The organism is Vibrio sp. 2033 (assembly GCF_033339735.1).
This window is the reverse complement of the sequence record NZ_JAWOVC010000001.1, coordinates 335,448-348,779: the sequence shown is the minus strand read 5'-3', so window position 1 is coordinate 348,779 and position 13,332 is coordinate 335,448. Positions and strand designations below refer to the sequence as shown.

Annotated in this window: 12 protein-coding genes; 9 read left to right on the top strand and 3 right to left on the bottom strand. The window is 46.2% G+C overall.

The genetic code is table 11. The features are described 5' to 3' along the window. Genes R7P74_RS01525 through R7P74_RS01510 form a run of 4 tightly spaced genes read left to right on the top strand, consistent with a single transcriptional unit; the run spans window position 1 to window position 4,424 of the window. Window positions 1–684: a hypothetical protein gene (locus R7P74_RS01525; protein WP_318122586.1), complete on the top strand. Its 684-nt coding sequence runs from the start codon at window positions 1–3 to the stop codon at window positions 682–684. A gap of 5 nt (window positions 685–689) precedes the next feature. Continuing rightward, complete coding sequence (locus R7P74_RS01520; protein WP_005376972.1) at window positions 690–1,226, top strand: DUF1833 family protein; 537 nt, start codon at window positions 690–692, stop codon at window positions 1,224–1,226. Continuing rightward, window positions 1,226–1,651 (top strand): phage tail protein, encoded by a 426-nt coding sequence (locus tag R7P74_RS01515; protein ID WP_086046685.1) that lies wholly within the window; start codon window positions 1,226–1,228, stop codon window positions 1,649–1,651. Before R7P74_RS01520 ends, R7P74_RS01515 begins: the two co-directional genes overlap by 1 nt. Continuing rightward, window positions 1,611–4,424 (top strand): host specificity factor TipJ family phage tail protein, encoded by a 2,814-nt coding sequence (locus R7P74_RS01510; RefSeq protein WP_318122584.1) that lies wholly within the window; start codon window positions 1,611–1,613, stop codon window positions 4,422–4,424. Before R7P74_RS01515 ends, R7P74_RS01510 begins: the two co-directional genes overlap by 41 nt. A gap of 25 nt (window positions 4,425–4,449) precedes the next feature. Here R7P74_RS01510 and R7P74_RS01505 read toward each other — a convergent pair whose 3' ends face one another. The 3 genes from R7P74_RS01505 to R7P74_RS01495 form a co-directional block, all read right to left on the bottom strand. Beyond that, window positions 4,450–5,163, bottom strand: coding sequence for a hypothetical protein (locus R7P74_RS01505; protein ID WP_025766776.1), 714 nt, complete (start codon window positions 5,161–5,163; stop codon window positions 4,450–4,452). A 502-nt stretch (window positions 5,164–5,665) separates the two neighbouring features. Next, window positions 5,666–7,039, bottom strand: a complete 1,374-nt coding sequence (locus R7P74_RS01500) for an L-cystine transporter (protein ID WP_005377885.1) — start codon at window positions 7,037–7,039, stop codon at window positions 5,666–5,668. Between the two features lie 200 nt (window positions 7,040–7,239). Further along, window positions 7,240–7,929, bottom strand: coding sequence for an NAD(P)H-binding protein (locus R7P74_RS01495; RefSeq protein WP_053350419.1), 690 nt, complete (start codon window positions 7,927–7,929; stop codon window positions 7,240–7,242). Between the two features lie 248 nt (window positions 7,930–8,177). On the opposite strand from R7P74_RS01495, the gene cobT reads away from it, so the two are divergent. The 5 genes from cobT to R7P74_RS01470 all read left to right on the top strand — a co-directional run bounded on the left by cobT (window position 8,178) and on the right by R7P74_RS01470 (window position 13,108). Then, window positions 8,178–9,221, top strand: coding sequence for a nicotinate-nucleotide--dimethylbenzimidazole phosphoribosyltransferase (gene cobT, locus R7P74_RS01490; protein ID WP_021707632.1), 1,044 nt, complete (start codon window positions 8,178–8,180; stop codon window positions 9,219–9,221). A 29-nt stretch (window positions 9,222–9,250) separates the two neighbouring features. Further along, a complete protein-coding gene (locus tag R7P74_RS01485) occupies window positions 9,251–10,027 on the top strand; it encodes an adenosylcobinamide-GDP ribazoletransferase (protein WP_053350436.1) in 777 nt (258 codons plus the stop codon). Next, the gene (gene cobU / locus R7P74_RS01480) at window positions 10,024–10,557 is read left to right on the top strand and encodes a bifunctional adenosylcobinamide kinase/adenosylcobinamide-phosphate guanylyltransferase (RefSeq protein ID WP_025766771.1); all 534 of its coding nucleotides are present in this window, start codon (window positions 10,024–10,026) and stop codon (window positions 10,555–10,557) included. Before R7P74_RS01485 ends, cobU begins: the two co-directional genes overlap by 4 nt. Window positions 10,558–10,568: 11 nt before the next feature. After that, window positions 10,569–11,183, top strand: a complete 615-nt coding sequence (gene cobC / locus R7P74_RS01475) for an alpha-ribazole phosphatase (RefSeq protein WP_225491444.1) — start codon at window positions 10,569–10,571, stop codon at window positions 11,181–11,183. A 128-nt stretch (window positions 11,184–11,311) separates the two neighbouring features. Beyond that, window positions 11,312–13,108, top strand: coding sequence for a M3 family oligoendopeptidase (locus tag R7P74_RS01470; protein ID WP_138939952.1), 1,797 nt, complete (start codon window positions 11,312–11,314; stop codon window positions 13,106–13,108). Window positions 13,109–13,332 lie beyond the last annotated feature (224 nt).

Genomic DNA, 13,332 nt, shown 5'->3' with positions numbered 1-13,332 from the left:
ATGGCTACTGTTATTCGCTTAAATAACGCCAATTTTGACAACCCGAACTTACCTGTCTTTTTTCCTGTAGAGGCTGAAGGGTTGATTGCTGGCTACACTTTTGATGGTCGTATCTCCACATTAGCAGGTGGTCAGTTGAGCATCACAGGTAATCCTATTTTGGATGAGTCAGGCATTACCATTAATAGTGCCACCGACCTCATCACGACCAATGTTGTCGATGCTGAGCACGAAGAACTGACCGTGTTTATGGTGGGTAAGCGTGTTGCCACTCCTGCCGTGAATAGCTTTATGGTCGGTACGTATACCGATGGGTTTACTGTCTATTCTCAAGCAGGTAAGTTGATCATTTGGGGCAAGGACAGTGTTGATGGCTCTGCGGTTCAACCAAGCACGCTCGCGTTTGATGTTGATAGCCCATTCCTGTCAGTTTCTCAGCGAAGCCAAAACATGGTTAAGTTGAGTGTGCCTGGACTGAACATGGTGGCATCTAAAACGTCGGAGAACCCAATCTCGAAATCAATGGATAAAATCCGTCTGGGTGAGAGCCAAGTGGGACGAGAGCCTATCATCCACGTCTCGGCACTACTTATTTACAACAAGCTGTTGGATGAACAGACCATCAGCAAAGTGAATAGCCAGTTACGCAGCTACTTCTCTCCTTTAAACATCAATGTGCAATAAATGTTATGAAAGCCATAGAGGTTTATTACGCCTCTGCTCCTGTCGATAAAATCCCCATCCACACCATAGAAATCAAAAATGAAGATGCGTATCAAAAAGGCGAGCCGGAATCGGTCATTCGTCTGGCTGACGGTTTCTATCATCTTGAAGTCGACGGTGTGGAAGGCATTTATCTTGGGCTAGAAACAGGGGTAGAGACCTTCTTTCGAGCGTCGGCGTTCGGGGTGTCATTGCCGGGTAAAAGCGTCAAAGGGAAACAGAACCTGCAATTCCAGATTGATAACGTGACGGGCGAGGCCCGTCGCTTTATTGATAAAGCCATGGAAGATGGCAGCAAAGTGACCATCACGTATCGCTTTTACTTGTATCCCCATGTCTCGGCACCTGCCGAGCCACCCCTCACGCTGACGGCGGTCAGTGAAAAAGACAACATTCAAACCGTCGGCGTTGTCGCGTCGTTTCATGACTTGGTGAACCGAGCATGGCCAAAGCGCCGCTACACGCCAACGATCACCAAAGGACTCAAGTACCAGGGGAACTAATGACTTTAAATGAGTTAATGGCGGTGCCCTATCTTGACCATGGTCGTGACGAGCATGGTCTGGATTGTTGGGGCTTTGTTCGTTTGGTTCGCCACCTTCACCACGGATTCCCCTTATTAGACAGCTTTGGGACCGTGGACCCAGACGACAAAGCAGGCATGACCGACGCCTATCACCAATTGGTGGGTGGGTATGTTGAAACCGCCCCGATAGACGGCGCAATCGCATGCCACCTGATTGAAGACACTTTGGTGCATGTGGGTGTCGTGGTGAATGAAAACGGGCTGAAAGTGGCTCAAACAGGGCGAAAAATGGGCCGACCTTGGCTCTGTCGCCTGTCTGATTTTGAGCGTATGTCACTAATTACGAGGTACTACATCGAACATGACTGTACTAGCGGTTTATCCCAACAAGCTCAATCGTAGTAAGTGCGAGTTTACCCCAATCAAACCTGGGCAAACGCTCAATGATTGGATGGCTGCGAACATCAAAGGTTACTACGTATCAGAAACGCCGCCGTTTTCTTATTTCGTGAATAAAAAACAGCGTACTTCCTCAGATTGGTTTGATTACGTTTGGCAAGACGGTGACTTAGTGGAGTTGGTTGCCGAGCCGAAAGAGCCTGCAAGTATCGCTTATGCGGTGATCGCAGTGGTGGCGGCTGGCGCGGCCATCTACGCCATGAACCAAATCCCTGACAACTTCCAGAAAACCATGCCAGAAGGCAGTCCGATTTATGAAGCCAACGCACAAGGCAACCGAGTGCGATTGATGGGGGTAATCCCTGAGCTGTTTGGACGCCACAAAACCTTCCCTGACATCATCAGTGAGCCGCATTGGTATTTCTCAGAAGATGAAGAGTACCTGCTCATGATGACCGCCATTGGCAATGGCGAGTTTGAGCTTACGGGCGACGACATCACCATCAGTGACACGCCTGTGTCGAAATACGCAGGGGACATCAGTTATCAAGTGTTTGCGCCAGGGGAGGACGTGACCAGCCACCCAGCACACGAAAACATTTATACCTCACGCGAGGTCGGTTCGACGTCTTCCACGGCAGGGATCGAGCTAGAAGGGCCGATTAACTCCATCACTCCGAGCCAAGTCAATGTGGTGGACGATACGCTCGGCGTGGTGAGCGATGTGGATGGACTTGCCACAGAATACTGGCCTGTTGAATGGGAAGCTGGCCACATCATCAAGATATCCGGTTCGCCTGGTATTCGTGAGATCACCGAAGCAAGTGGTGATGGTGGCTGGCGAAACGAAGATGGAGCAGACATTCTTAACTTTTGGTCGCGTGACCCTGATTTGCATGACTGCAAACAAGGCGATTATGTTGAATACCCGACTAACTATTACGTCCCACATGAAGCCGACCCCGTGGTGGAATATTCCGTCGGCATGGTGGACATTAAGCAGACGTTTGAGGTCAATGGCGAGACGTTCTATGCGCTGCGCATCTTAAATGGTGAGGGCTACTGGATAACGGTCGACACCGTACCTTCAGAAACGCGCCATCATCCCATCAAGTTTCACGGCACGGACGATGGCCGCTATATAATCCGTGAAGCGAACAACCCGAAAGGCCGAGTCGATAGGCTGTATCCCGAAGGGACGAAAGCGCAGGTGTGGTGGGATGTCTTCACGCATCAAGGCGAGAACAAAGGGTGGACGCTTGAAACCGAAGTGGCACTGCCTGGTAAACCTGCAGGTCCACACTTTGCCTGCCCAGCCTCAGAGGTGGCCGATAAGATTTACATCGACTTCAAACACCCTGACGGCCTTGGATACGTGAACAAGAACGGTGACACCAACGCGCTCACTGTCGAGGCCATGATTGAATGGCGCGGAGAGGGAGAAACCGAGTGGAACCAAGTCAAGTACGAGCGCCGAGACGGCACTCGCGATCAGCTTGCGGAAACTATCGAAATTGACTTAGGTCGTAAAGTTCGCCCTGAAGTGCGCGTGTATCGGATCACCAACGACAATAAAGACCTCAAGTATTTGGATCGCATCGAGTACCGCCGATTGAAAGCGCGACTTGATAGCAACACCAAGTATGACGACTTCACCACCATCGCCTTCAAAATCCGTGGCAGTAACTCGCTCTCACGTAGCGCGGAGAATAAGCTGGGCGTGGTGCCAACCCGTAAACTGCAAATTCCAGATGGGCTAGGGGGTTGGACGCAAGCGCTTTACCCGACCCGAGACATAGCACCGGCTATCCGCTACATCATTCTTGATAGTGGATTGAGTGATGTTCACATCGGTCATTACGAGCTGCTGCGTTTGCATGAGGTTTGGAAAACCAGAGGGGATACGTTCGACGCAGTATTCACCGACAGCAGCACCTTGTTCGAGGTATTGAAGAAAGTCTTGCTCGTCGGTTACGCCGAGCCAACGCTCAAATACGGTCAAATCATTCCAGTTCGGGATGAGCCAAGAACCACTTTTGATTTTCAGTACCAACCGGACAACATGCTCGGTAAAGGACTGGAGCGCTCAGGCAGCTTTATCCGCGAAGAAGAGCCCGACGGTGTGGAGGTGGAATACTTCTCCACTCTGACATGGAAACCGGAAACCATAATGTGCTTGCTGCCTGGTGACCTCGGCATCAAGCCGGAGAAAGTCAGAGCGTTTGGTGTGACCGACCCAACCAAGGCGTGGCAATTTGGTATGCGAGTACGACGTAAGAAGCGCTATCGACGTTTTCAGTATTCATTCCAAACTGAGATGGATGCCTTTAACTCTAACTACCTCGATTACGTTGCTTTGGGTGACGATGTGCCAGGTTACGCGCAAAGCGGCAGGTTAGAAGGGTTTAGCATTCAGAACGGCAAGACGCACCTATGGCTGGACTTGCCACTGGAATGGGAAAGCGGCGTGCATCACATCACCGTTCGAAAACCCGATGGTAGGGCATCAGGGCCGCATGTTTGCACCAAAGGGAGTCATCCTAACGAAGTCATCATCACCAGTAACTTGGGCTTTACGCCTTCACTAGACGGCGAAATGGAGCCACCATTGTGGCTGTTTGGGCCTGCGGATAAGTGGTGTTATCCAGCGCTCATTAATGATGTGACGCCACAAGGCACTGAGAAGTGCAGCGTTAAGGCGGTGAACTATGATGTGCGCGTGTATGAGGATGATGACAACGAACCCGACGAACAGGGATACCCAAAAGCGGCTTAGTTAAAGCCCCATTATGGGGCTTACTTTAATCATTTGTGATTGTATAAACGATAGACTCTGACGTAACGGAATCTATTGATAACTGATAATTTCTGAATCGAATCGTTTTTGTACTCTTCGGATAAATCAATTCTTGCGTAAAGGCGGACCTAGCATGGTTGTTAAAAGTATATTCTCGGTATAAGACATTAATTCCGCTTTCGCTGAGGCCTGTAAATATCAACTCATGGTTCACGTAACCATATTCTTCCAATGGTGTCCGTTTATCATGCTTCTCGAACATCGCGTTAGCTGGTTCCATTGCATATTGAGACCCACTACCAACCGGAGAGGTCCAATAGCTACCTGAAACGACAGTATTGTCCCAATGTCCTTTATTATCGATCCCAAACATCAGGTGACTACCCGGAATCATGACGAGATCATTTCCTTTTTCATTGCTACCGACAATCTCGTAGATGTCGCCTTTTTTCCCATCAAGCCTAACTGCTACACTTGATAAGCCCCCAGATAGAACGAATTCTTGCTTAGCTTGGTAAGCATTTGGCTCAACCAATGTCTTATAAGCTTTTCGCGTAAGAATCTCTTCACCGACGTATGCTTTTGTTTCTACTCCAACCTCATAGCTTCGAGAATCTATACTTTCTATTCTTGATGGAGCCGTTTTTGTAAAGTTTGCCGTAGAAGTACAGCCAGCTAACGCAGTGGTCGCTAAAGTGAGGGCAAAAAGCCGTTTCATATTAATAGTCCAACCTGATTTATACAGATTTTACAAGTTATTAGGTTCAATCAATCTTGTCACTATATGGAGCTATATTTTGTGACTCTAATTGCGTATAAAAATCTATCGAATGTGGACTGTTTTAAGTGGATATTAAGAAGGTTGAAGGGGAGGAGAGCAAAAGCATTTTGTGATTAGAACTGCTTCTTTCAGGGAAAAATATCTTGAATTTTGCCTTTAACGTTGCGTCTTAATTGTGTCTTGTTTTTGAATTTATTTCTTAAATTTTCTTTTTAATTATATGGTTATGTTTTTCTGAGCATAATCAAAGAAGAAAAAAGTGGGCTGATTATCTTGGTGCATTCTGCTTACCGTTTACAAAACCGATGACAGTATTAGACCATTCAACGCCTTGACTAGCAACGAAAGATGCAAGTTGAATTTTTGAAAATGAAAAAAGCCGATGGCGAACCATCGGCTTGATATTTTACGTTATATCGCTTTGGAAGGAATTTGAGTTCTATGCTCGTGTTTCTTCCAATGTTGCTTCACTTTCTGGTGACTTCAGCACTCGGCTAGCAATTGTACCCGCAGTCATTGAACCTGAAACGTTTAGTGCGGTACGTGCCATGTCAATCAATGGTTCAATAGAGATGAGCAGTGCCGCGATGGTCACAGGTAAGCCCATTGCAGGAAGAACAATCAAGGCTGCAAACGTCGCACCGCCGCCGACACCTGCAATACCAAATGAACTGATGGTGATAATCGCAATCAATGACAGGATAAAGTGTAGATCAAGTGGGTTGATGCCCATTGTCGGAGCTACCATCACTGCTAGCATTGCAGGATAGATACCCGCACAGCCGTTTTGGCCGATAGTGGCACCAAACGATGCTGATAGGTTTGCAATCGCTGGTGGTACGTTAAGCTTCGTGATTTGCGCTTCTACGTTTAGTGGAATTGTTGCTGCTGAGCTACGAGATGTAAACGCGAAGGTCAGTACAGGCCAGATTTTCTTAAAGTATTCCGCAGGGCTAACGCCGACAAAAGAGACTAATACGCCGTGAACAACAAACATCAGTGCGATAGCAACATAAGACGCCACAATAAAGCCAAGTAGGTTTAGGATGTCGCCTGCGCTTGATGTCGCTACCACTTTTGCCATCAGTGCTGCGATGCCGTATGGCGTTAGGGCCATGATCATCTTCACTAGTCGCATAACGATAGATTGAGCAGCTTCTACGAAAGTACGAATCGGTGATTCCAACTCTGCTTTTTCCATCATCACTTTACGAGCGGCGATACCAGTTAACACGCCGAAAATCACAACAGCGATAATTGATGTCGAGCGAGCACCTGTTAGATCAGCAAATGGGTTGGTTGGAATGAAACTAACTAGCATTTGAGGAATAGTTAGGTCACTTACTGTACCGGCACGGCTTTCTAAAACGGCGATACGAGCGGTTTCACGCGCACCTTCAGTTAACCCTTCTGCTGAAAGGCCAAATGTCGTTGTCACCAAGATACCGATAAGTGCAGCAATTGCAGTCGTTACTAAAAGAACAGAGATGGTCAGGCCAGAAATTTTACCTAAAGATCCACCTTTCTCCAATTTAACAACTGCAGAGATCATCGATACCAACACCAGTGGCATGATGACCATTTTCAGTAGACCAACGTAGCCACTGCCTACAATGCCTACCCATTCAAGTGTTTGAGCAATAGCGCTGTTGCCTTCACCGTGAATGAGTTGCAAAGCAAGACCAAAAAGAGAACCGGTAACAAGACCGATCAAAACGAGACGTGAAAGAGTGTGTTTCTTTTGTTGTTGGTTAAATAGAAAGAACAATATGCCAACAAAGACGGCTAGAGAGGCTATCACTGCAAAATTCATAATTTGACCTTATCAACCAGCCGAAGTGGCGGTTGTTTTTTATACGGGGTTTTATACGGATTTATTTATGGAGCGTAAGATAACGCTCGTGATATAACTTTAAAAATGACAAACGGGTATTAGCTAGATCTAAAATGAATATAAAAACGAGATCTAAGTCGCGTGAGAGTGTGAATTAGCACGTTAATTGTACAAAATGGTTATTCGTAGTGATGCAGTAAGTCACGCATTTCTTTCCTTTGTAAGTAAACCACCGAGTCTTCTTGATAACTGAAAAGTTGATAAATCATCGCTTTGGCGACATCTTCTGCTCGAATAGGTAAAAAGTTGGACAGTTTGCCTAGCATAAGTGGGCGAATTACCTTAAACAGAGTTTGTACTAACTTCTCGTCCATTCTTGGGTTTTGACGTTGACCAACAAGCGGGCCTGGGCGAACAAATACGATTTCCTCAAAATCCATAGCTTCGATTCGTTGTTCCATTTGTCCTTTACAAGCTAAGTAATGGGATGGCGATTTACTATTTGCACCGAGGCTAGAAACAACCGCAAGGCGTTTGACTCCGATTGTTTTCATTTGTTGGGCGACTTTGCACACCAGATCAACATCTACTCTACGCAAATTATCCTTACTACCAGCTTGCTTAAGGGTCGTACCTAAACAGATAAAGCCGATGGTTGGTGTTGGTTGGTTCTCATCCCATTGGTGGATAGAAAGGTCTGCATCAATGAGAGGAATAAGCTTGTTGTCCACATCTAGGACGCCATCGAGTGGGCGGCGAGAAAGATAATATAATGTTCCAACACCTGATTGATTTATGAGGTTTGCAATGACTTTTGAGCCTACTAAGCCAGTTGCACCGGCGATGATTGCGCAGGTGTTGTTATCCATATCTTTTCTCCTATATGGGAACATAGTCTAAGCTATTGTAGCGGATTTCAACGAGTTACTTATAATCTCGTGCAAGAAAGGTGAGACGCTCTGCGAACTCGGCAGACTATCCTGAGATAAACTTGATTAGCGCTGCCCCAATTGGATGCAAGTGTATACAATAGTGGGCGCGCAAAAACTGTCGCTGAACAAGACCTCTTGAACAACAGAACACCTCTCACCCAGACAACATCAAAGGAACGTAAAAAATGGATGACTCTTTTGCTGCGGAGATACAAGCACGCATAGATAACAAAACCAAACCCGTCGGTTCTTTAGGCTTATTGGAAAAGGTGGCACTGCAGTTAGCTCTTATTCAAAGTCAGGATAAACCTCAGCCAGTTGATTCCATCGCTATCTGCAAACCGAGCATGCTGGTATTTGCTGGAGATCACGGCGTTGCAGAGGAGGGTGTGAGCATTGCGCCAAGCGAAGTCACTCAACAAATGGTGGCTAACTTTCTCGCTGGCGGCGCAGCCATCAACTGTTTTTGCGACATTAATGGCATTCAACTCAAAGTAATAGATTGCGGCATGTTGGCTCCTATTGATGTGCTGGTTCCAGAATTTAAATCCCATCCCAACTTGGTTGAACAACGGTTGGGTAACGGTACGGCTAATTTTTCTAAACAATCAGCGATGTCCCCAGAACAAGTGGCGTTAGGTTTAGAATATGGTGCGAAGATTGCTGAGCAAACCATTTTGCATGGTTCAAACCTCTTGATGTTCGGTGAGATGGGCATCGGTAATACCAGTTCGGCCTCAGCACTGTTATCGGCACTGAGCTCATTAGATATTGATTATTGTGTTGGCGTTGGCACCGGAATCAATCAACAGCAGTTGAGCCGCAAATATAAACTGGTAGCACAGGGGGTAAACCGATGTCGAGGTCTTGATACCAAAGCGATTCTCGCACAGGTTGGGGGCTTTGAAATCGTACAGATAGTGGGCGCTTTTTTAGAAGCCAAGCGGCTTAAAACTCCAGTTTTAGTGGATGGGTTTATCGTATCGGTAGCGGCTTATATTGCGACGTTGTTAGACGAAGAAACGCGTGAATACATGTTGTTTGCCCATCGCTCTGAAGAAAATGGACATAAATTTGTATTGGAACATCTAAAAGCAGAACCTCTGCTCGACCTTGGTTTACGGCTAGGGGAGGGAACAGGAGCCGCTCTTGCCTTGCCTCTGTTAAAAGCTGCTGCCCAGTTTTACAACAAAATGGCGAGCTTCGAGAGTGCAGGAGTTACAGTTTAGTGTCAGTCCCTGATAATTCTGAGAAAGTCATGCCGTCATCGTTAAGATACCAGTGGGAGTTATTTCTATTAGCTACCAGTTTTTTTAGCCGCTTACCCGTGCCCCAAGCGTTGCCTTACAGTGAAGAACGCATGAATCAGGCAGGCCGTTACTTTGCGTTAGTTGGTCTCGTGCTTGGAGCACTTTGCGCTTTGGTATTCTCGCTCACCTCAATTTTTTTCCCAGAGTCGGTTGCCATAGTATTAACGATGGTGTTTAGCTTATTGTTAACTGGGGCTTTTCACGAAGACGGCTTGACCGATATGGCGGATGGCATTGGCGGTGGCATGACCGTAGAGCGACGCCTCTCTATTATGAAAGACAGTCGTATTGGCACTTATGGTGCCGCCACTCTCATTATGGCGTTATTGGCTAAGTATGTTTTTTGGAGTGAACTGGCTAACTTGCCGCACTTTTGGTTGGTCATTGTCGTCGCTTACACCGCAAGCCGAGCACTAGCAGCGACGCTTATTTATGACATGCCTTATGTCAGTGACAGTGATACGTCGAAAAGTAAACCGCTAGCAAGTCGCCAGTCTTCTCTAGAAGTCTCCATTTTGTTGTTTACTGGTGGCATAACATTGCTTGTGCTTGGTATCGCGGATGCGATCTTGATATCGCTTGTTCTCGTGGTATTTCGTTTGATGTTCAAACGTTGGTTAACCAAGAGAATTGGCGGCTTTACGGGGGATTGCCTTGGCGCAGCGCAACAGTTGTCGGAACTGCTTATTTATCTCACTATGATTGGGTTGTATCACTCCTCATGAAGCAATTGATACTCGGTGGCGCGCGCTCTGGGAAGTCGCATTTGGCAGAAAAAACAGCTAAGCAATTATCGGTCGCTTCTCATCGATCATTACACTATGTTGCAACCGCGCTGCCATTTGACCAAGAAATGCGAGAGCGAATAGCGCATCATCAAAAGCAACGCGGGGGCGAGTGGCAAGAGCATGAATGCCCCCTTCATTTATCTGAGTTACTGACAAATTTCGCTACCACCGATGTTGTATTGGTCGATTGTTTAACCTTGTGGCTCAACAATTGGATATTTGAGTTAGGTGATGAATGTTCCCATGAGAAGCTAGAAGCAGAAATTGAAAAGCTTATAAAGATGGTACGTGGCTCAGATGCGACGTTAATATTCGTCTCTAACGAGGTTGGAATGGGCATTGTACCTTTGGGGGCGGTTAGTCGTTATTTTGTGGATAATGCAGGACGGATGAATCAAAAACTAGCCAGTGTTTGCCATCGCGTTACCTTTGTTGCTGCTGGTTTGCCGTTGGTTCTTAAAGAGTAGGATGGAACAAAATGAAAACACTCAATATCTATCTTGTGCGTCATGGAAAAGTAGACGCTCCACCAGGACTCCATGGCCAAACAGATGTAAAAGTTACGCCTGCTGATCAAGAGAGTATTGCTCGGGCTTGGGCTGAGAGTGGACGAGGTGTGGGTGGAATAATTTCTTCTCCACTTTCACGCTGTCAAGAACTGGCAAACATCATTGCTGAACAGCAATTATTACCAGTAATGACGGATGAATCTTTACAAGAGATGGCATTTGGTGATTTTGATGGTATGCCTTTTGATCTGCTCACTGAGCAGTGGAAAAAGCTAGATGCTTTTTGGCAATCGCCAGCACAACATACGTTGCCGAATGCTGAGAGCTTAAGCACATTTTCTGAGCGCATATGTCGCGTTTGGTCTCAAATCATCAACGATATCAATGACAATCTCCTTATCGTCACGCATGGTGGCGTCATTCGTATGATTCTTGCTCATGTATTGGAGTTAGATTGGCGTAACCCAAAGTGGTATTCGACGTTGTCGATAGGAAACGCTTCTGTCACGCATATAACAATTACTATAGATGAGCAAATTTACGCCTCGGTGCGTTCGATTGGCGTACCTCTTTTAACTCGTTAATTTATAAATATTAAAATGCCCAGAACGATATTGCTTACGGGCATAGTCACGGAAGATGTCAGTGGAAGCCCATCTGCTAGGTGCAGGAAGCGAAAATTGACTCAGTTACATAAAAAGGAAATATAGAAATGACAACGCCGAGTTGGGATTTGTCCATCGTTTATAACGACCTTTCTGACCCACGAATTCAAGACGATATTGCTCTTGTGGAACAATGTATTGATCTTTTGAATAAACAATCAGCAGATTGTGGCAACGTAGAGATCATGCAAAATGCGATTTTAACCAATGAAGCCGCGAGTCGTTTAGCGGGCACAGTTGCAAATTTTGCGAGTTGTTATGCTTCTGTTGATGCAACAAACGCCGAAGCGAAATCGTTACTTGGTAAAATGACCCGCATCTTTTCGGAGCTTTCCCAAGCGTTCAGTCCCTTTGATTTGACATTAACTCATGCCGACGAAGAGTTTATCTTGCGCGTGTTAGACCATGAGAATCCTGATATCAGTGGGCAAGCTTTTTCTATCTTGAATTCTAGAAAGTTGGCGGATACTCGTCTTAGCAACGCAGAAGAACAGTTACTGGCTGCGATGAGTGTGGATGGCAAATCGGCTTGGGGTAACCTATACGATAACCTGACTGGCTCATTGAAAGTGAAGCTTGAGTACACAGATGGTAATAGTGAAGAGCTTGGGTTTTCTCAAGCGGCAAGCATTCTTTATGGTTCTGAATTCGAGCGTCAAGAAGCCGCGTGGCGAGGCGTACAAGATGCAATGCAAACGCACCAAGAATCATTCGCTGCGATTTTGAATGCGTTAGCAGGATGGCGCTTAACTGAAAACAAAAAGCGTTCTACGAAGCGTGAAGTTCACTTCCTAGAGCCGAGTTTGCATGGTAGCCGAATCCAAGCTGAAACTTTAAATGCGATGATGACAGTCGCCAAAGACAGTCGAGCTATTGGTCAGAAAGCAGGTTTATTGATGGCGCAAGTACATGGTCTGGATGAGATGAAACCTTGGAATCATCTGGCGGCTATGCCTGCTTTGAGCGGTGAAGCGAAGGTTTACGACTTTGATGAAGCGATTGATGTTATTTGTGAAGCATTTGAAACAGTAAACCCTGAGATGTCGGAGTTTGTCCGTTTGATGGTACAAAATGGTTGGATTGATGCCGCGCCAAATGCTAACAAGCGTCTTGGCGCATACTGCACCAAACTGCCAGCAACGCGAACACCACTTGTGTTTATGACTTGGAGTGGCAGCCGTTCAGACCTTATGACTCTGGCACATGAACTTGGCCATGCGTTCCATAACTGGGTTATTCGTGATTTGCCACTTTGCCAAACTTACTACCCAATGACGTTAGCAGAAACCGCCTCTATCTTTGCAGAAAACATCGTTCGTGATCATTTGATTTCGAAAGCTGAGAGCGTTGATGAAAAGCTCGAGATGTTGTGGGAAGAGTTGTCATCTGCGCTAGCTTTAATGATCAACATTCCGGTTCGCTACGAGTTTGAAAAATCGTTTTATGAACGCCGCCAGGATGGAGAGTTAACCGCAGATGATTTCTGTGAGTTGATGTCAGAAACTTGGAAAGAATGGTATGGCGACGTAATGAGCGAACCGGATCCGTACTTCTGGGCAAGCAAGCTGCACTTTTCTATTGATAGCGTGAGCTTTTATAACTACCCATACCTATTTGGCTTCTTGTTTAGCAAGGGTATCTATGCACAGCGAGAAACCAAAGGCGAAGCGTTTTACACCGATTACATCAATTTGCTGCGCGATACAGGCTGCATGATGGCGGAAGATGTCGTCGAAAAGCATCTGTCTATGGATTTAACCCAGCCAACGTTTTGGCAGCAGAGTGTTGAGCTAGTGCGTGAAAAAGTCGATGAGTTTGAGCGTTTGCTCGCACAGCGCGGCTAAGTTTTTCGCAGTGTTGATGCATAATCTGCTTTATAGCTACAAAAATTTGATCAAATCATAATGATCTTAATCAGGGCTGTGGTAAAGTTCACAGCCCTAACACTTTGTAATTGTTTGAAAATTAAACGCCTCAATGCTTGATTTGAGTGCCTGGCGCGAAAAGGCATCGGATTTTCGAGGGAAATAGTGATTTCTACTCATAAGTGAGATCGCAGCAACAAAAA